Source organism: Paenibacillus sp. NPDC055715 (assembly GCF_053617595.1).
Window position 1 is genome coordinate 151,432 of the sequence record NZ_JBSHGA010000005.1, and the last position, 19,657, is coordinate 171,088.

The following is a 19,657-nucleotide window of genomic DNA, read 5'->3' on the forward strand; positions in this document are numbered from 1 at the left end:
TTGGATATAGACAGCTTGGTAGAGCGCATCAATGAATTGGCACGTAAAGCAAAAGCCGAGGGATTGACCGAAGAGGAAACAATAGAGCGTGCCAATCTTCGGGAAATTTATTTAGGTAACATTCGTCGTAATTTTCGGCAGCAGCTTGAAACAATTGAAATTGTGGACGATGAAACGCCGAAGGGAAATGGCGGGCTGACGCATTAATGTCGCTAAAGCGGCTTAGCCCGCGTAATTTGCTTTTTGTTTTTTTTAGGTATCTATTTTTGGTATCTATATAGATTAGGATTGGTGGCAATTGTTTTTACGCAATATATTTGGGAAGGGAATTGAGAAATGGCCCGGTCATTTGAAAGAAAAGTTCGCAAAAACACAGCGCATTTGAATAAGTCGCGCAAAAAGCAAGGCAATCAACCCATTAGTGGCGCCGGTTCTGCAATGGATATTTTCCGTGGACGTAATATTACCGTGCCAATTATGCTGGCTGGACTTTCAGTTTTGTACATGCTCATGAGTTATTTTGTGACTAAGACCGGCATGCGCGGAATGGACTGGCTTGTATTCGGTTTGTACTTGATGCTGGCTGTTATCTTTTTCATCCGCCGTCCTTATTTAAAGGTTGGGAAGAGCACGCTGTACATGCTGAAGGGTGGCAGAGAACGTCCAATGACGGCAGAGGATATGAAAGCCATCAAAATTGAAAAGGGTTACGTAACGGTTGAAAGAAAAGGTAAGGGTGGCAACTTTATGTTTACAAAATCACTGGGCCGTTATGATACGAATGCCATTGCAGAGCGACTTGAGAAGTTTGCGCTATCTAATCAGGTTCAAGTAGACAAAAAATAACGACATCTTTTGGTACGAATCGTTTAAATTGTCTGCGGGCCTATAGCCCCTGTAAATAAGGTCGCATAATGTTGTTTCATATAAAACATTGCGGCCTCTTGCTTAATATAGGCACATAACGATTGGAATGCTTGTAGATGCAACAAGGCAGAACAAGCGTACATATTAAGTAGAAAGAGAGTGGATAGTTCAGATGACGATTCAGGCGGTAATGTTCGATCTTGATGATACACTTCTGTGGGATGAGCGGAGTGTAGAAGAGGCATTTGACGCGGCGTGCCAGACAGGTTCCCGGGAAGCAGGCGTTGATCCGAAAGCTTTGGAAGAAGCAGTCCGCAAGGAAGCGCGTGCTTTGTATGAGTCTTATGAAACCTTTAGCTTTACTCAATTGATTGGTATTAATCCGTTTGAAGGATTGTGGGCGAATTTTACGGCAGGAGAGCAGCCTGAGTTCCGACAATTGGAACAGTTGGCCCCTGCTTATCGAAAGGAATCTTGGCGTAGAGGTCTTCAACAGCTGGGTATAGATAATGAAGGGTTGGCGCAGAAGCTGGCAACCCAATTTGCTTTGGAAAGACGCTCCCGTTCCCATGTTTATGAAGAAACGTTTGAGATTCTGGAGCAATTGAAAGGGCAGTATAAGTTGCTTTTGTTGACAAACGGTTCCCCCGATCTACAGCAGGAAAAGTTGGATGGCGTTCCGCAGTTAGCTCCATTTTTTGATCACGTTGTTATTTCAGGTTCGTTTGGTAAAGGCAAGCCTGATCCGTCTATTTTTCAGCATGCTTTGGGGCTTCTCGGTATTGAGCCTGAACATGTTTTAATGGTGGGGGATAAGCTGACGACTGATATTCAAGGGGCTCTGGCGGCAGGTGTGCACTCCGTGTGGGTGAACCGAAACGCCAAAACCAATACTACAGAAATCAAGCCCAAGTTCGAAATTAAGCATCTGTCCGAATTGGATGGGATTATCCAATCGTTTAAGTAAGTGCTTTTCGGCTCTTATTATAGTAATAAGTCAAACAACTCCCTCCGCTCAGGTGTCTCAGAGCAGAGGGAGTTGCTTTATCCACATTAGGATAAATTCTTATTATTCTTTAGTGCAGGTATTATGCCTTAATAAACGATGGATCTTCAAACGGCTCGGCAATCCAGCCATTTTCTTCGATGAACAAACGTACTGCGACGATCTTCTGATTTTCCATTAAGGTGAAAAAATGAGGAATATTTTCGGGTACCGAAATAACGTCACCCGGTGAAAGCTCCACATTAAAATAACCGATTTCTTCAGGATCTTTAATGATAAAAATACCTTTACCAGTAACAATAGCACGAATTTCATCGTTGGTATGGGTATGAATTTGCTCAAACTTGGCAAGTAGCTCGTCCCAATTCGGCGTTGCTTCGGACAAGGTGATAACATCCCATATTTTATACCCGCGACGGGCGGCTAAATCCTTGATTTCGGGTTCAAAAGTGCTTAGAACTGTCGCTTTTTACTCATCCGTCAGGGTGAAGTTTTCTTGCAGCTCCCCGGACAGCTTGGAAGCATCCCAATGCTCGTACAATACCTCGTGACTCTCCAAAAAATCACGTACCTTGTCTTCAGCGTTAATTTGTACATTTATACGCGTGTTAAGATTTCAGCCATCAGTTACCCTCTTTTTCACTTGGTTTAATATTGTATGCAGGATACCATGTCCTGAATCGTTGTACAGTATAGCTTTGAAACGATTTATGCTGCAAACTGTAAAAATGAATATCGAGAGTCGCTTTTGCACGGAAGAAGTCGTATAAAACGTATGTTTTTACTTCAATCTATCTAAATGATACGGTTTCTGATAAACTAGACTTTAACGTTTTGCGGGGAAGAGCTGAGGGCTGCAACGAGATGTTGGTCTTGACCAGGCCCGATGTCATTCAAGGGATACATGAGGCATACTTGGAGGCCGAATTAGACCTGACTGAAACGGATACTTTTGGAGCGGACATCCGTCGTTTTGGCGGATTACGATATACCGGAGCGCGCCCGTGAAATTAACCTGGTAGCAGCTAAATTAGCTCGTAACGCAGCAGATAAGTACAGTACTGCGGACAAGCCTCGTTTTGTTGTAGGAGCTATGGGACCGACGACGAAAACATTATCGGTGACAGGTGGTGTTACGTTTGCGGAGCTGATCGAGAGCTACGAAGAGCAAGCATTGGCGCTGATTGAAGGCGGCGTGGATGCCCTGCTTTTGGAGACGTCGCAGGATACGCTTAACGTCAAAGCCGAAAGTATTGGAATTCAGCAGGCTTTTAAGCAGACGAGTATTGAGCTTCCGTTAATGATTTCGGGAACGATTGAACCGGTGGGAACAACTTTAGCAGGACAAAATATCGAATCTTTCTGTATATCGCTGGAACACTTGCACCCGGTGTCGATTGGGCTCAACTGTGCTACAGGGCCGGAGTTTATGCGGGATCACATTCGCGCTCTTTCCGATACGTTCTTAGCAGTGATTAGCTGTTATCCGAATGCAGGTTTGCCCGATGAAAACGGTCAATATCATGAATCGCCTGATTCATTGGCCCGTAAAATGTCTGCTTTCGCCGAAAAAGGCTGGCTAAATATTGCAGGGGGCTACTGTGGAACCACGCCATAGCATTTCCGTTTATCTATACGAATGTACCAAAGCAGGCTTTGGACTATGCAATTTGTAAATACGGAGAAGCTTGAACGCTATGCTTCGATACCCGAACATGAACGGAAGCTCGCCGAAGATCTGATTTATAAAACGACGACGATACTTTATCCGCTTTTGTGGCTGCTTTCCGTAATAAGAAAGTGGAGAAAAAAGAAACGATGTCCAACCTTTCGCTTGAGGAGCGGCTGGTTTCCTATGTAGTGAAGGGCACTAAGGAGGGACTGATTCCGGATCTGGAGCAAGTGCTTGCCAAATATTCTTCGCTGGAGATTATTCTATCCAACAATGGTTACCACATTGTGAATCTGGGTATAAAAGTACCACCAGAACGCATCATTGAGGCTTACCGTGAAGAAAAGGCCGACGCGATTGGCTTATCCGGTCTGCTTGTTAAATCGGCTCAACAGATGAGTGTGGAGGCCGAGCGAGAGGCGGAAGTTGCTGTAGTCGTGGAAACCAAGCCGTTGCCTAAGCTTACTCGGGCTGTTCGCTCTAAAATCGCTCAGGATTTGCTCGTCTATATTCTGCTGGATACAGATCGTCATGTACTGCGTAACTATCCGCTCAATTATATTTTGCCTTATGTGAATATACAGATGCTGATGGGGCACCATCTTGGATTAAAAGGAAATGTAGAGCAATTGTTGGCTTCGGGGAATCCGAAAGCGACTCAGTTGAAGGAAACGGTAGATAGCATCATGTTTGAAGCCGTTACGGATAGAATTATTCAGGCACATGCTGTATATCGTTTCTTCCCGACGCAGTCACAGGGAGATCAGATTCTGGTCTATGATTCAGCGGATGTGAGCAAGGTACTGCACACATTTACGTTTCCGCGTCAACAAGTAGAGCCTTATTTATGTCTGGCTGACTATTTGAAATCGGTGGAATCTGGAGTTATGGATTATGTAGGTTTTATGGTCGTTACGGCGGGTCATGGTATTCAGCAGCTTTCCACGCAATGGAAAGAAAAAGGGGATTACTTATGCTCTCATGCACTTCAGTCGGTAGCGCTGGAAGTGGCAGAAGGACTCGCCGAGCGACTTCATCATATTATAAGGACAGCTGGGCTTCCCGGACTCGGCAGACATGACGATGAAACAGCGGCATGGGGCTAGATATCAGGGGCCATTGTTCCAGCTGTTGAAACCTGAGGATATTGGCATTGAGCTGACAGAAGGGTTTATGATGGAACCGAAGGCTTCAGTATCAGCCATGGTGTTCAGTCACCCTCAGGCGCAGTATTTTAACGTCGAAAAGGTATAACACCTTTATCAGATGGGATAGCAAAAGACCCTCCGAGCCTCGGAGGTTTTTTGCTGGTCAGCAGGAAGAAGGTTAAAATCATGGAATTTTATTTTCTCGGCACGAATGCAGGTGTGCCTACCATCCAGCGAAACGTGACGTCCATCGCACTCCGTTTGCTGGAGGAACGAAGAAGCATGTGGTTGTTTGATTGCGGCGAAGGAACTCAGCAGGAGGTCCTGCGTTCGCCGCTTAAGCTAAGCAGGCTTGAAAAAATATTCATTACCCATTTGCATGGAGACCATCTCTTTGGTCTGCCGGGTCTGCTGTCGAGCAGGGCGTATCAGGGAGGTAAGACACCGCTGACGGTATACGGGCCGCCCGGACTCAAGCAGTACATCGAATTATCGCTGGGAATCAGCCAATCCCGTATCAACTACCAACTACATATTGTGGAGCACACGGGAGGACTGTTGTTTGTTGATGGGCAATTCCGTGTGGAGTCGGCTCTGCTGGATCATCGTATTGACAGCTACGGATATCGTATTGTAGAGATGGATAAGCCCGGCAAGCTCAATCAGGAGCTGCTGGAGCGATACGGAATCAAGCCCGGCCCGGTGTATGGTAAGCTGAAGCGTGGAGAAAGCGTCGAGGTGGAGGGTGGTGTCATTCTTCATCCTCAGGATGTATTAGGTACACCGAAAAAAGGACGTATCATCACCATTCTCGGTGACACGAGGCCTTGCCCGAATACCGTAGTACTAGCTCAGGATGCAACGGTTGTCGTTCATGAAGCCACTTTTCTAAATGAGCTGGCGGATACGGCGTATGAATATCATCACAGTACAGCACTCCAGGCAGCGGAAGCAGCAAAAGCGGCAGGTGCGGGTCAGTTGATCATGACGCATTTTAGTTCCAGATATAAAGATCAGGAGCAGCTACAGCCCTTGCTGGAGGAAGCGCGGAGTGTGTTCCCCAATTCATTGCTGGCGGAGCAGCATGTGTTGTTACCCGTGTCCGATATCGGTTCTTAAACGGTAGTTATAGAAGATAGACGTGTATGGGTGCCGGGGCTTGCTCCGGTGCCTTTGTTTTTCCTGCGAAATTATTTTCCGGGAAAGCGCAGGATGCGACAAGAGATGAGGACGACATATGGGGGGGCGGATGAATTTGTACTACCACATATGGAGGCTTGTCATATTGGATTTTCTATATATCGAATTTTAAGGAGTTTGTATTTTGAGCAGGGCCAGGAAATACAGGGGATTTTCATTGGAGAAAAGGCATTTTCGATGGATTTCGACGGAGATGTAAGCTTATTCCATGGGAAAGCGACGGCTTTTAGCGAGGAATGGCATTATTTTGGATGGTTTATCAGCAATTCATGGACTTCAACCGTATTTTTGACTTAAGATAGATAAGATGAAATGGAAGGCCGACTTATTTTATGACCTGAATGCTTAAGGTGATTAAATAAGAAGGTGAGCATCATTCATGGGATGAATTATAATTTCAATGTTATGATGAATTGATTTGAAGTGCGGGAGGGAATTACGATAAAATCGTTACTAATTGATCTGGATGGAACATTGTATCATGGGGACCGAATGATCAAGGGTGCGGATCTGCTCATATCCCAATTGCGCACGAACCAGATACCTTATGCTTATGTTACGAATAATTCTTCACGCACACCCGAGTCGGTGGCAGAGCATTTGGTAGGTATGGGAATTGAAGCGGTTAGCGATGAAGTATGCACTTCGGCGCTGGCGGCTGCACAATATGTTGCACAGCAAAGCCCTGGAGCACGTGTATATTGTATTGGTGAAACGGGATTACGTCAGGCACTTACGGATGCCGGATTGCAGCTTGTGGAGGATCACCCTGATTATGTGGTGCAGGGGATAGATCGCCAATTTACATATGATAAGCTGGTTGCTGCCATGCGCTGGATTCGGGAAGGGGCCATTTTTGTTTTGACGAACCCGGATCTACAATTGCCTTCACAGGATGGACTCACGCCGGGGGCCGGAACGATTGGAGCTGCAATTGAAGCGGCATCACAGGTAAAACCGGTAGTCATTGGCAAGCCTTCAAGTGTGTTAATGAACTATGCGCTGGATCGCTTGAACATTAGAGCGGATGAAGCTCTGGTTGTAGGCGATAATATGCTTACCGATATTGCGGCAGGTGCGGCGGCAGGTTGCAAAACAGCTCTCATACTATCGGGTGTTTCGACCCGCATTAACATGGGCGAACATATACGTGTCGTTGGCGTAAAGCCTGACCTGATTTTTGACAATCTGGATGAATTGCAGGATTGGCTCCAAGAAGAGTGTAAGTAATACTAAATATACATTTTAAAATAATCTGCAAGAATCAAAAGTGATTTGCAGCTACGAAAGGAAAGATATTGACATGCCGGAACTTCCTGAGATGGAGAATTATAGAACGCTATTGTCAAAACAAATTTTGGACATTCCGATTACTGGAGTGACGGTTAACCGTGTAAAATCCATTAATACCGATGTGGAAACGTTTGAGAAGCAATTGCTGGGAACTACCGTTGTATATATGGAGCGTCGAGGCAAGCACTTGATTTTTCATCTGAACACGGGCGGGCGGCTTGTGCTGCATCTGATGCTAGGAGGACTGCTATATCTGGGAACGGAGGAGCAGCGCCCTGATCGCACGGTTCAAATTGAACTGGATTTCAGTGGAGTAAAGCTTTATTTTATCGGGCTGCGCTTAGGTTATCTGCACCTGCTGACGGCTAAAGAAACAGAAGAGGCGATGTCTGAACTCGGACCTGATCCGCTGGATCGTCGTATGACATTGGAAAAGTTCACGGCACGTCTGAAGGGACGTCGGGGTATTTTGAAAACAACGCTCGTAAACCAGCATGTTTTTTCCGGTATCGGTAATTGTTATTCGGACGAGATTGCTTATATCGCTGGATTTACACCAGGTTCCAAAGTGCAAAACATCGTACAGTCACCCGAAAAAGTGGAAAAGCTGTATCATGCCACACAGTCTGTGCTTCGTGAAGCTACTGCGGAAGGCGGTTATATGGAAATGCCTCTGATGGAGGGGGATACGCTAACGGGCGGCTTTGATCATCAGTGCCGGGTATATGACCGTGAAGGAGAAGAATCTCCAAGTGGCGGGAAAGTTGTACGAGTTGAGCTGGCGGGGAAAAAAGCATTTTATTGCCCGGTACAGCAGCATGATGCCTAAATTTCTGATCGGTTCTCATGTTAGTACGCGTGGCGGTTTTTCCAAGGCCGCTGTGCGTGCACGAGAGCAGGGAGGACGTTCTTTTCAATATTTTCCGAAAAACCCGCGTAGTCTTAGGCTGAAGGAATGGAATGTTGCTGATGCGGCTGCTTGTAAAGCTTACTGTGTAAAACACGAACTCCAATCTATTGCCCACTCGCCATACCCCGTTAATCCAGCTCATGGGCGCGAACGCGGTCAGGAACTTTATGAGCTGACAGTTGCTTCATTGCGGAACGATCTGGATATCGCTGAAGCCTGTGGCTCAAAGGGGATTGTCGTTCATTTTGGTCATACCCATACGTCTGACCCGCTGGAGGGCTATCGGAATATCATTGGTTGTCTTGATGATGTGCTGGAAGGATGGCAGGGAAATGCTAAAATACTGATTGAAAATCAGGCAGGGGATCATGGTCCGATGGGAACCACACTGGAGGAAATGGTGCAAATTCGCCAGTTGTGTCAATATCCTGACAGCATCGGTTTTTGTCTGGATACCTGTCATGCGTATGCAGCAGGATTGTGGAACGGTGGACGTGATGAGGCGTTGATCGAAAAAGGAGATCGTCTCGGCTATTGGCCAGCCCTGTGCGGAGTTCATTTGAACGATTCCAAATACCCGTATGGCTCCAGAAAAGACAGACATGCGCGTGTCGGGCAGGGATGTATTGGTCTGGAGGGCATGTGTTGGATGACGGAACAGGAGCCTGTAAGGGGCATTCCAGTCGTTTTGGAAAGCGAAACGGGACCTGATGGGACACATCGCGAAGATATTCAAATAATCCAAAGCTGGCAGTAAAACAGTCTGACGGATGATCTTCATCTTTGAGGCTTACGAAGCTTACAACCATGGGGAAAAGGGGAGACGTTTATGCATTTGTTTATGGACGATTATCGGCCTTGTCCTCCGGGCTTTAAGCTGGCAAGGGATGCGGAGGAGTGTTTATTACTGCTTCATGAATACCCGATTTCGGTACTATCGCTGGATTATGATTTGGGACCGGGTCAGCCAACGGGGAAAGATGTGGCTGCTGCCATTGCAGGGAAGCAGTTGTATCCGCGTGAAATTTATTTGCATTCCTCCAGTGCGGAGGGCAGACGCGCCATGTTTGAGCTGCTGTATGCGAATAAGCCGGAAGGAGTCACCGTGCATAACGGTCCGGTATCGGAGGAGCGCATGTGCGAGATCAGAAAAGAGTCGGAACGATGAAGGAGTTGGGACAAAAAGAAGTGTGTCGCGCCATATGGGAGGGATGCAAGCTGGCTTTGTTTGTGTACACTCCCATGTGCGGAACCTGCGCGGCTGCCCGGCGGATGCTGGAAGTGGCAGAGCATTTGCTCCCCGAAGGAGTCGTGGTGCAAAGCAACATTAACTATATTCCCGAACTGGTACAGGAGTACCGGATTTCCAGTGTTCCTGCGCTTCTTTTATATAACGGAGAGAACGAAAATCCTGAAATCATTTACAAAATGGAATCTGTGGAACACTTGCTGAGCAGGATAAGGAGCGTGGTGGAATGATATCCATGAAGAACATCACATTGCAGCGGGAAGATAGACGAATATTGGACGATGTGAGTCTTGAAATAGGGGAAAATGAACATTGGGCCATTCTGGGGCGTAACGGTTCTGGTAAAACAACATTGCTGGAAATGATGACCGGGTATATGTTTCCGAGTCGTGGAACGGTCGAGGTGCTTGGACAAACGTATGGTCAATGTGACGTGCGAGAAGTACGCAAGCAGATCGGATATACCAGCCAGACGTTGCTGGAGAAATTGGCTTTAAAAGATCCGGTATGGGAAGTGGTTGCTACTGGAGCGTATGCTTTTTTACGTTTTTATCAGGAGATTCCAACGGAGACAAAAGAAAAAGCCGTATCTCTTCTGGAGGGGATGAATTTAGGTGCTCTGATGCATCATCCGCTGGGTACCTTATCTCAGGGAGAACGCAAAAAAGTAATGCTGGCCCGTTCACTAATGGCGGAGCCTCGCTTGCTGGTTATGGACGAGCCTTGCGCCGGACTGGACCTATTTGAGCGGGAAATAATGCTGGTTGAAATGGATCGGCTCCGCAAGCGAGATTTGTCAGTGGTCTATGTAACCCATCATATTGAGGAGATTGTCCCCCTTTTTACCCATGTGGCGCTAATCCGTGATGGCAAGATGGTAGCAGCCGGACCGAAAAAAGAGGTTTTAACGAAAGAATTGATTATGCACACCTATGAAGTTCCAGTCGAACTGGATTGGGATGGCGAGCGTCCCTGGATTCGGGTGTGCACTGGAGGGTAACGTTATTTTGGAGGAATTATACAAGAATACAGATGAACAGGGTGGAACCGCTTTGTCATCGTCAAGATTTGTTTGCACTGCCAATCATGGGTTTGCACCCTATGCCCAAGAAGAGCTTAGAAGAATGTTTGGCTCTGTGAAAAGCACAATACTTTTACCAGGTGAAATTTTTCTGGCTACATTACCTGCGGATGCAAGTGAGGCATTGGGGACGATTACGGGTCAGCCGCCAATGTTTTTGCGTCACTTATTTCCTGTGCATTTTCAGGAGGAAGGTACAGATTTGACTCAGGTGCTGGAGCGTTTGGTTGCTTTTATCCGTAACCGCCGAGAACTGATAGATCAGCGTGTTTCTTTGCAGGTGCGTAAAGGAGCTGACAGCAGTTGGACTGAAAGCGCAGGTGCGCTCAAGCAGGCTTTGAGTGAACAAATAAGTGATCTTCCTATGGAGCTTACGGTACAGGGAGCCGAGGTTATTGTGTCCGTTTTTGTAGATACGGATACATGGTATGCAGGTGTGTCGCACCCTCAGGATAATCTATCTGATTGGAGCGGAGGTGCAGTTCGTTTTCAGAAGGAGGACGGACAAATCTCTCGTGCCAAATTCAAGCTGCTGGAAGCAGAAGCGACGTTTGGCATTGATTTTAGCGCTTTTCATCAAGGGCTGGATATCGGGGCAGCACCGGGTGGATGGACTTCCTTTTTGCTGGAGCGTGGACTCAAAGTAACGGCGGTTGATCCAGCAAAGATGGAGCCTTCGTTGATGAAGTATGCCAATCTGACTTTTTTGCGTAAAAATGCGAGTGAGGTCAAATTCAAAGAAAATACGTTTGATCTGCTGGTTTGTGATATGAGTTGGAGTCCCAAACAAATGGCAAGGCTCGTTACTGATTTGCTGTATAGTTTACGCAGTGGCGGTACTGCCATCGTAACGGTCAAGCTAATGCATAAAAAGCCTTTGGCGCTTATTCATGATGTGATCGCTTCGTTCGAGCAGTCCGGCATGCAGATTCAATGGGCCAAGCAGCTATTCCATAACCGAGATGAGATTACACTGTACATGATCAAGTATGGAAAATAATGCTTTACAATCGGTATAGGTGTGCTATATAATAAACCCAAATTGTTCCTTAAAAATAGTATAATCACGTTTAAATAAAGGGAAAGCATCCCGCGAACATCATTTTCATGGTGACATGAAGATTGTGTTTTTGCGGTAGGCTTTCCCTTTTTTGCGTTATTTGCTTATGGAAGGGAGGTAGGAGAGAGATGAAAAAACAAACGAATTTGGAATACGGTTCGATTGTGGGTGAGCGTTACCGGATTGTCCGCACGTTGGGTACGGGAGGTATGAGCAGCGTGTTTATGGCAGAGGATTTGAAGCTGCCAGGTAAGCAATGGGCTGTGAAGGAGTCCGTTGCCGACCCGCAAATGATGAAACTTGTACGCGCAGAGGCAGAGATGCTGATTTCACTGAGCCACCCACGATTACCGAGAATTGTTGATTTCTTTGAGCATCCGCCATCCGGGGCGGTATATCTGGTCATGGACTACATTGAAGGAATTACGCTGGAAGCGTATATGAAGGGTTACCAAGGTCATATTCCGCAGGAGCAAATGGTTCCATTCGCCTTGCAGTTGCTGGATGTGCTGGATTACTTGCACACTCGCCAGTCCCCTGTCATCTACCGGGATCTGAAACCAACGAATATTATGCTGACACCGGAAATGGAGTTTAAGCTGATTGATTTTGGCATAGCACGGAGCTATAAGGCTGAGATGAATCAGGATACGGTAAAGCTGGGAACAGTGGGTTTCGCAGCCCCGGAGCAATATGGAGCAGGTCAAACGGATGCCCGTTCGGACTTGTACAGTTTGGGAGCGCTGTTGTTGTATCTCTGTACAGGTGGCAAATACAGCGAGTGGACGGCCGGAGTCGAAGGATATATTCGTGGAGAATTACCCCGTCATTTGATTCCGGTGATTCGCAAGCTGCTGCGTCATCATCCAGGGGAGCGATTTCAGTCTGCCGCAGAGGTAATTGGGGAGCTGCGACGCAGTGCAGATTTTCAGCCTGCTCAACAAGGAGCGTCCGTTGGCGGTGCTTCTATCGAATATGGAGGTACAAGGGTTGTAGCTGTGCTGGGCGTGTCTTCTGGTTCAGGTGCAACGCACACAGCGATTGCGGTGAGCCACTATCTGGCCCGAAAGTCCCGTTCAGTGGCACTGGTCGAATTGCATAGTACAGCCAAAGCATTTGCCCGGCTTCAAGAAGTGGTAGATGGAGTACCCGTTGGGCGAGCGAGTTCAAGCCGGCGCTTTGAGGTAGACGGAGTACATTATTGGCGGCAAACATCCCGTGCGGATGTCATCGCTTTACTGGGTGGCTCTTACCAATTTATCGTACTTGATTTGGGGATCGGGCAGGACAATGAGCGGCTGGAAGAATTTTTGAGAGCGGATTACCCGTTAGTGGTCGGTTCTGGGGCTGAGTGGAGAATTCAGGATATAGCCGGACTGGCTCGTTCTCTCCAGCGCCATCCGCAACATAAATGGAATTACTACTTGCCGCTGGCAGCAGCGGAGGCTGTACGCAGGCTGCGTAAGGAATTGGATCACGACAAAGTATTTGCTTTACCGTTCCATTCAGATCCATTTGAGCAAGAGGACGAGATGGATCAGGTACTGGATGAGCTGTTTCGTGGAGCCATTCCTGATACGCGAAAGAAACGCTTCGGATTTCTTAAACGCAATCACCGCTAGAGAAAAGGTATATATCAAAAAGGCAGGGGAGAAGTTGTGTGTCCAAGCTAAGAAAAAGCAGTAAGCAAAAGCTTTACGCCGGTTGTATTGGTGCGGGTATTGTTGGCGTTGTCTTCGCGAGCTACCTTATAATTAACACCTATCAATTGAATAATGTCAGGAAGCAGGCCGAAGCAGAGGCAGCACAAAAATGGAAAGGCTATGAGCAAGAACAACGAACGGCGAAAAAAGGATGGGCTGTTGTTCGTGACATTTCTCCGGGTGAGCAGATTACACCTAGTGATTTGAAGGGAATCACGGTTCCTGGCTCTCAGGCTCCAGCCAATTTGATTGCGGGTAAAAATGAGGCTTCCGGCACCACGGCTAAAATTGAGCTAAAAAAAGGGTCCGTACTTACATCAGCTATGATTACTGTCGATGAGCCGACTTCTAAAGACCTGCGCAACCGGGAGCTGAAGGTTGTGGTTCTTCCAAACAGCCTGAAAGCTGGAGACGAAGTGGATATCCGCATTCAATTTCCAACGGGGCAGGATTATATTCTGCTATCCAAAAAGAAAATTTCCAAGCTGGAAGGTCCGATCATCTGGGTTACTTTGAATGAGCAGGAAATATTATCGCTTTCGAGCGGAATTGTTGATGCCTATCTGCATAAAGCATCGATCTATGCATTAACGTATGTCGATCCACAGTTCCAGCCGAAGGCGATTCCGACCTATCCACCCAATTCGAAGGTGTTAGAGTTAATGAACAGTGATCCTAATTTGATCCGCGTTGCTGAACAAAAGCTGTCCAAGCAGTTGCGGGAGTCTCTTGAAAATGCACTTAGTGCGTCAAACAATGTAATAACGACACCTATAGAAAGAAGCCTGAGTGAGGAAGTTGCAGCACAGCATGCGGGAGCGAATGCAGATGGAGCTTTGAGTGAGAGTACAAGTACAGGGGACGGATATGGAAACGGGCAGGATGCCAAAGAACAATCAGATATCTTGACGCAGAGCGGAAGCTCTGATCCATATGGTAAATAAATCAGAGAAAAGGGACAAACGTATGAAAACTTGGATATTTGCCGGGCTATGTGATAAAAGCGATACCTTGTTATACATCAGCAGTATATTGGCAGCATCCGGTCAACAAGTGTTGCTTGTGGATGCTACGCTGCAGGGACAGTATCGGTATAGCATAGGGATGCTCGACAAACCACTCCCCATTGCGCAGTTTGGTGATTTTGATGTGGCCACGGGTTTTACATCTTGGGAGGATCTGCATATCGGTATGATGGCTGATCGGAAAGCAGGTTTGACTTATGACATCGTTATTCTGGATGTAGAGTCGTCGGAATTCTGTCCGATATCTGCTTGGCAAGAGGCAGAACAGCGGATTTGGGTCAGTGACTATAGCCGGATGTTAATGGACAACGGACGGGTGTGGCTTGAGCGTTTGTTCGGTCAACCTGAATTTCCCAAAAATCTTGTATTTCACAAATTATTTTTACAGGCTGTAGATTGTGGCGTGGAGGAGCCGTATTTGTGGGAATACATGAACGGCTTCCCTGCCTCTTGGCAGCAGGAACCGTATGTCTTGCCATGGGATGAAGGGCATCTTGCCCTGAAGCTGGAAAATGAGCACAAACAACAGCTTAAGCTTAAGCCATTGTCCAGAGCGTACAAGAAAGAGCTGAGTCGTTGTATTGGAGAATTAATGGGTTGGGAACCCAAAGAGAGCCGTCGTGCGTTAAAGCATGCGGAGAGGAGGAAAGCATGAGTACCATTTTGTTTTGGAGTCCGGTTAAGGGAGCGAGTGGAAGCAGTTCCATGGCGGCTGCCATAGCCGTCACCATAGGTAATCTTTATAGAGGACGACTGCTGCTGACCCATCTGGGGCGCAGACATACCGGTATAGAGTCGGGATTTCCTATACAAGAACATCGTATGGACGATCCAAGCTTACAGCTTCAGGAGGGAGGTTGGGATGCTCTTGCACGATTAGCTCTGCGAGGGACATTGTCCAGAGAAAATATTCGTAATTATACGACGCCTCTACTGGAGCAGACTCTCGATGTGCTTGAGGGAACCTCAAGCATTGGAGTCGAGCCGCCCCTGTTATCCTCTGCTCTTGTACGAGCAGTGATGGATACGGCGGATCAGTATTATGATTTGACACTGGTTGATGCAGGGAGTGGAGCAGGATGGGGAGTTGTACAGCATGAAGCATGTGTGCGATCCAAGCTGGCGGTCCTTTCGCTAACCCAAAATATGAGGGAGCTGGATGCCTACTTTGAATCTGTGTCTCCATTATCTACTTACTCTGAATTGCCTCTATTGATCGTGCTTGGAAAATATGATGTGCACTCTCAAGCGAATGTGGCGAATATTCGCAGGAGGTATGGCTACAAGGGAGCACTCCATACTGTTCCTTACAGCACCGAATTTATGGATGCGTGGAACCGCAGAGACGTGATAGGTCATGTGCAGCGGGATGTACGAAGCGGGAAAGAGAAGGAGCGTAAGCTTTTTATGCCTGTGGGATGGGCACAGAGCATACGTCAGATCAGCAAGGCTATTCTCGAGGTGGCAGAGTCCGATCTTCGGCTCAAGGCTTTGGAGAGGGGCGCTTAAATGCTGTCCGCTCCAATGATCAATGGGCTGATTCTTACCTGCATCGTTCTGTTGTGTATCGTACTGGTTATCGTTAAATACCGTGGGATCCTTCGCTTGCGGCATTCAACTATTCGGGTAGCTCCAGAGAGTGAAGATGCCACATTGGATGCGCTGATGGAGTATATCAAAAATGCGCTGCACGAGCTAAGTCATAGTCAGATGGCGGATGCCGGATTGCATGAGGAGGAATACAGGCGGCGTATCCATCAAAGGGCCGAACTGCGCAGGGCGTTAAAGGACTGTGCCAATGGCAGCAGTGGAGACAAGCGTTTTGTGAAAAACCTGATGACTGAGCTGCTGATTAACGGATACGGCTTGAACGAAAAGATCGTCGATACCGTTATGCCATTCTCCAGACCAGAACTGTTTAGCGTACAAGATCAATTCGAGATTGTATTCTATCAATATCAGCAAAAGTTTGGCGTGGATGCCCTGTCTCGCCTGCTGGATACTTATGATTTAGCGGAAATGAGATATTCGCAGCAAGATGAAGAGGATGGAAGCTATCATATCACGGCAGAGGATATCTGCTATATCTATGACTGTGAGCATCGCCATCTCTCCTTTCTGGAGAAGGTAGATATTATTGTGCAGCGGATTTATCAGCACTATAAAGGCTTTTCCGTCATAGATGATATTCGTGACCAGCGGATCGACGGTGTCAGTGGGGGCGTTAGCGGTGTGCCGGAAGGCGGAATCCCTGTATCGGCGAATTGGCCTTCGGATCACTATGCATTCGAACAAACATCCGAACCGATAGCAAATGGCTATGAGAGTGTGTGGATTTTTTATAAAGGCAAGACCATTCACCTTTCGTTCCTTTCCTTCGGTTCAGAGCGGGAGCTTAAAAGGGTGTGCCAAAATATTTACAAATACAACTATCCGGGGCAGCTTTCCGAAGCGAATGGTTATAAGGTGAACGAAATGAAGGATGGGTCACGGGTTGTTGTGGTACGACCTCCTTTTTCAGAATCGTGGGCTTTCTTTGTCCGTAAATTCGATATTCAAAGCGCATCGCTCGAGCAATTGATTAAGGGAGAAAATGCTGAGTTTCCGATACAGTTACTTTCTTATTTAATGAAAGGCAGCCGGATCACGGCAATCACGGGAGCGCAAGGCTCAGGTAAAACGACGCTGCTGATGGCGATGGTCAAGCATATTTATGCTTCGTATACGCTTCGTGTTCAGGAAATGGCCTTTGAGCTGCATCTGCGTAGCATTTACAGCCGTCGCAACATTCTGACCTTTCGAGAAACGGATCATATTTCAGGGCAACAAGGGCTCGATTTGCAGAAAAAGACAGATGGAACCGTCAATATCCTTGGTGAAGTAGCGAGTGATGAGGTAGCCGCATGGATGATTCAAATGTCGCAGGTTGCCAGTCTGTTCACCATTTTTACCCATCATGCCAAAACCTTTCGTGATCTTGTGTTTTCCCTTCGTAATTCACTGCTCAAAACGGGAGTGTTCCAGCATGAAGGTATTGCTGAGGAACAGGTCGTTCATGTCATTAACTTTGATGTGCATCTCAAGCGTGATGCTGAGGGAAGGCGATATATTGAACGGATTACGGAATGTGTGCCGCATGATCCCGAACATACAGACTCAGGCTCCAACTCTGCGTCGAGTTATAGCTACCGTCATGTTATGGAATTTCGGAATGGGAGATATATGGCGATGGAGCCTCTAACATTCAAAAGCGCAGAAGAAATGTGTGAGCAGATGAACGTTAAGGATGCCGGAGATTTTCGCAGATTCCTGACTCGCTATTGGGAGGAAGCCTATGAGTCTTAAAGAAATTTCACTGTGGGTTTTGCTCATTTCGGGTGGGTGCTTTGCGCTTCTCTATGTGACTTTGTGGTGGTTGCGCAAGCGTAATGGTCATGCAGTTCGCAGAGGGCGAATCCATTCTGTGCGAGAGGGACGGAAGGGAAAAGCAGTGTTGCAACGGCAATTGCAATCTGCAATGCACAAGTTGTACACGCTAGGCATGAGATTTCCTATTACATCCGGGTATATCACGAGTGTGCGCAAACGATTATCCGGTTTGCATGCCTATGATGAATATAAGCTTCGCCTTGAGACGATGAAGATGACGTTGTTCATTTGGGGGGCTTTTGCTTGCAGCGGCGTTATGTTGCTTATGATGAAACCGGGGATAGAGTTTGCCGTACTGGCTCTGTTATGCGGAGTGGTGATGAACAGTCTCATTTTGGATATGGCGATTAGCCGGATGGAAAAAAGGCTGCTTGCACAGATGATCGAATTGTTCGCCAATGTACGCCATCATTATCATCAGCACGGCATGGTGGAAGAGGCAATATCCGAGGCGGCCGATTTGGCAGGGGCTGAGGCTGGAAGGCATGCGCGACTTATTTATGAGGCGCTGACGGACGCTGATCCGCACGAAGCGCTGGAAAGATACTATGAGTCCGCTCCTAATCGGTTTTTAAAAGCATTTGCCGGTATTTCATATATGGTAATGGAGTTTGGTGACCGGATTGAAGAGGGAGGCTCCATTTATTTAAAGGGACTTGGCAGTCTTGCGCGCGAAATCCAGCTGGAGTTGCTGCGGAGAAATAAACTGGACTACCTGCTCAAAAGTTTAAATGTGATCGCACTTGCACCTGTTTTCTTTACAATGCCAATTGAAAGATGGGCAAGGTCCAGCTTTCCATCTATGGACGAGTTTTATCAGGGGAAATGGGGCTTTATCACGAAATTGTCCGTCTATATTGTAATTACAGTATCTTACTTCCTGCTCCAAAAGCTGCAACAGACCGACGAGACTGGATATCGTGCGGGCAAAGGAAGACGGGTCTGGGAGCAAAAGCTGTACCGTTTCCCCATTATTCGTAATGTGGTGGATGCTTTAATTCCGCGACAGCATATGTCCTCTTATTTCCAACTGACCCGGCTGCTAAAGGAAAGCGGTGCAGAGGTCAAGCTGGAGTGGCTGTACATACGCAGAATCACTCTTTTTATCGCAGGATTGGTGCTCAGCATTAGTACGGTATTTATTTTACATGAAGCTGAGAAAACACATATTCTTCACGCTCCGGTTCAATCGGGACAAATGTTTGGACGTTTGAGTCCGGTGGAGGAAAAGGAAGCTTTAAAGCAGAGTGAGATTGACCGCAAAATGATGCATGCGCTAAATATGAGGGCGGACAGCACCTATGAGCAGGCGTACGCAGCGCTGGAGCACGCTTCTGGTGGCAGAACTACTCCGGAGCAGCTTTCCGAAAATACGCGTCGTATCCTGCAAAAGCTGGGAGCGTGGAACGCGGAATACATCAAGTGGTGGGAAGTGCTGATTAGTCTGGTTGCCGGGTATGTAGCCTATCAGATGCCTATGCTTTTATTATATTTGCAGCGAAAAATGCGGCGTTTGGATATGAGGCATGAGGTTTATCAGTTTCAGACGGTCATTTCGATTTTGCGAGCTATGGAGCGAATGTCTGTTGAGGAAATATTGGAATGGCTGAACCGATTTTCTGTTATTTTCAAAAGGCCTTTGCAAAAATGTTTGCTTCATTATGAACATGGTCCTGAGGCAGCACTGGACTTGTTGAAAGAAGAAGCGCCACTGCCCGAATTTCAACGCTTGGTGGACAAGCTGCATCTGTCTTTGGGCAAAATTACGATTCGAGAGGCTTTCGACGATTTGGATTCCCATATGTCCTACTATTTTGAACAAAGAAAACAGGAGTATGAAAAAATTATAGACAGCAAGGCCATCTGGGGAAGGATGATTGGTTTTGCTCCGATGTACGGTCTTATCTTTTTATATTTGGTCATTCCTTTGATCGGTATGAGCTTTGTCCAAATGGATAGCTATTACGAGCAAATACAAAAGATTCAATAGCAGTTCTAATATGACTATTATGAT

Annotated in this window: 17 protein-coding genes and 2 pseudogenes; 18 read left to right on the top strand and 1 reads right to left on the bottom strand. The window is 47.0% G+C overall.

From position 1 onward, the window contains the following. The 3 genes from ACWGOO_RS10890 to ACWGOO_RS10900 all read left to right on the top strand — a co-directional run bounded on the left by ACWGOO_RS10890 (window position 1) and on the right by ACWGOO_RS10900 (window position 1,834). Window positions 1-207 (top strand): DUF896 domain-containing protein, encoded by a 207-nt coding sequence (locus ACWGOO_RS10890; RefSeq protein WP_452483238.1) that lies wholly within the window; start codon window positions 1-3, stop codon window positions 205-207. A 129-nt stretch (window positions 208-336) separates the two neighbouring features. Further along, a complete protein-coding gene (locus ACWGOO_RS10895; protein WP_452483240.1) occupies window positions 337-846 on the top strand; it encodes a hypothetical protein in 510 nt (169 codons plus the stop codon). A 193-nt stretch (window positions 847-1,039) separates the two neighbouring features. Then, a complete protein-coding gene (locus tag ACWGOO_RS10900) occupies window positions 1,040-1,834 on the top strand; it encodes an HAD family hydrolase (RefSeq protein ID WP_452483242.1) in 795 nt (264 codons plus the stop codon). A 121-nt stretch (window positions 1,835-1,955) separates the two neighbouring features. Here the strand turns inward: ACWGOO_RS10900 and ACWGOO_RS10905 are convergent. Further along, a pseudogene (locus tag ACWGOO_RS10905) lies at window positions 1,956-2,497 on the bottom strand (cupin domain-containing protein). Between the two features lie 165 nt (window positions 2,498-2,662). On the opposite strand from ACWGOO_RS10905, the pseudogene ACWGOO_RS10910 reads away from it, so the two are divergent. The 15 genes and pseudogenes from ACWGOO_RS10910 (at window position 2,663) to ACWGOO_RS10980 (ending at window position 19,633) form a co-directional block, all read left to right on the top strand. Beyond that, window positions 2,663-4,799 (top strand): annotated as a pseudogene (locus ACWGOO_RS10910) (homocysteine S-methyltransferase family protein). Window positions 4,800-4,879: 80 nt separating this feature from the next. Continuing rightward, the gene (rnz, locus tag ACWGOO_RS10915; RefSeq protein WP_452483244.1) at window positions 4,880-5,812 is read left to right on the top strand and encodes a ribonuclease Z; all 933 of its coding nucleotides are present in this window, start codon (window positions 4,880-4,882) and stop codon (window positions 5,810-5,812) included. Window positions 5,813-6,316: 504 nt separating this feature from the next. Then, window positions 6,317-7,123: a TIGR01457 family HAD-type hydrolase gene (locus tag ACWGOO_RS10920; RefSeq protein WP_452483246.1), complete on the top strand. Its 807-nt coding sequence runs from the start codon at window positions 6,317-6,319 to the stop codon at window positions 7,121-7,123. Between the two features lie 73 nt (window positions 7,124-7,196). Beyond that, window positions 7,197-8,015, top strand: coding sequence for an Fpg/Nei family DNA glycosylase (locus ACWGOO_RS10925; protein WP_452483248.1), 819 nt, complete (start codon window positions 7,197-7,199; stop codon window positions 8,013-8,015). Then, a complete protein-coding gene (locus tag ACWGOO_RS10930; RefSeq protein WP_452483514.1) occupies window positions 8,005-8,853 on the top strand; it encodes a deoxyribonuclease IV in 849 nt (282 codons plus the stop codon). Before ACWGOO_RS10925 ends, ACWGOO_RS10930 begins: the two co-directional genes overlap by 11 nt. A gap of 72 nt (window positions 8,854-8,925) precedes the next feature. Next, the gene (locus tag ACWGOO_RS10935; protein ID WP_452483250.1) at window positions 8,926-9,264 is read left to right on the top strand and encodes a cyclic-phosphate processing receiver domain-containing protein; all 339 of its coding nucleotides are present in this window, start codon (window positions 8,926-8,928) and stop codon (window positions 9,262-9,264) included. After that, window positions 9,261-9,575 (top strand): thioredoxin family protein, encoded by a 315-nt coding sequence (locus ACWGOO_RS10940; protein ID WP_452483516.1) that lies wholly within the window; start codon window positions 9,261-9,263, stop codon window positions 9,573-9,575. The genes ACWGOO_RS10935 and ACWGOO_RS10940 overlap by 4 nt, the downstream gene beginning before the upstream one ends. Continuing rightward, window positions 9,572-10,345, top strand: coding sequence for an ABC transporter ATP-binding protein (locus ACWGOO_RS10945; RefSeq protein WP_452483252.1), 774 nt, complete (start codon window positions 9,572-9,574; stop codon window positions 10,343-10,345). The genes ACWGOO_RS10940 and ACWGOO_RS10945 overlap by 4 nt, the downstream gene beginning before the upstream one ends. A 7-nt stretch (window positions 10,346-10,352) precedes the next feature. Next, window positions 10,353-11,426, top strand: a complete 1,074-nt coding sequence (locus tag ACWGOO_RS10950) for an SAM-dependent methyltransferase (protein WP_452483254.1) — start codon at window positions 10,353-10,355, stop codon at window positions 11,424-11,426. 188 nt (window positions 11,427-11,614) lie between these two features. Then, window positions 11,615-13,108 carry a serine/threonine protein kinase gene (locus tag ACWGOO_RS10955; RefSeq protein ID WP_452483256.1) on the top strand — a complete coding sequence of 498 codons (1,494 nt, stop codon included), beginning with the start codon at window positions 11,615-11,617 and terminating at the stop codon, window positions 13,106-13,108. Window positions 13,109-13,146: 38 nt separating this feature from the next. Further along, window positions 13,147-14,133: an SAF domain-containing protein gene (locus ACWGOO_RS10960; RefSeq protein WP_452483257.1), complete on the top strand. Its 987-nt coding sequence runs from the start codon at window positions 13,147-13,149 to the stop codon at window positions 14,131-14,133. A gap of 22 nt (window positions 14,134-14,155) precedes the next feature. Beyond that, on the top strand, window positions 14,156-14,869 hold the full coding sequence (locus tag ACWGOO_RS10965; RefSeq protein ID WP_452483259.1) for a hypothetical protein: 714 nt from the start codon (window positions 14,156-14,158) through the stop codon (window positions 14,867-14,869). Further along, a complete protein-coding gene (locus tag ACWGOO_RS10970; protein WP_452483261.1) occupies window positions 14,866-15,723 on the top strand; it encodes a hypothetical protein in 858 nt (285 codons plus the stop codon). Before ACWGOO_RS10965 ends, ACWGOO_RS10970 begins: the two co-directional genes overlap by 4 nt. Continuing rightward, on the top strand, window positions 15,724-17,559 hold the full coding sequence (locus ACWGOO_RS10975) for a pilus assembly protein CpaF (RefSeq protein ID WP_452483263.1): 1,836 nt from the start codon (window positions 15,724-15,726) through the stop codon (window positions 17,557-17,559). It abuts the gene before it with no gap. After that, on the top strand, window positions 17,549-19,633 hold the full coding sequence (locus ACWGOO_RS10980; protein ID WP_452483265.1) for a hypothetical protein: 2,085 nt from the start codon (window positions 17,549-17,551) through the stop codon (window positions 19,631-19,633). The genes ACWGOO_RS10975 and ACWGOO_RS10980 overlap by 11 nt, the downstream gene beginning before the upstream one ends. The last annotated feature ends 24 nt before the right edge of the window (window positions 19,634-19,657 follow it).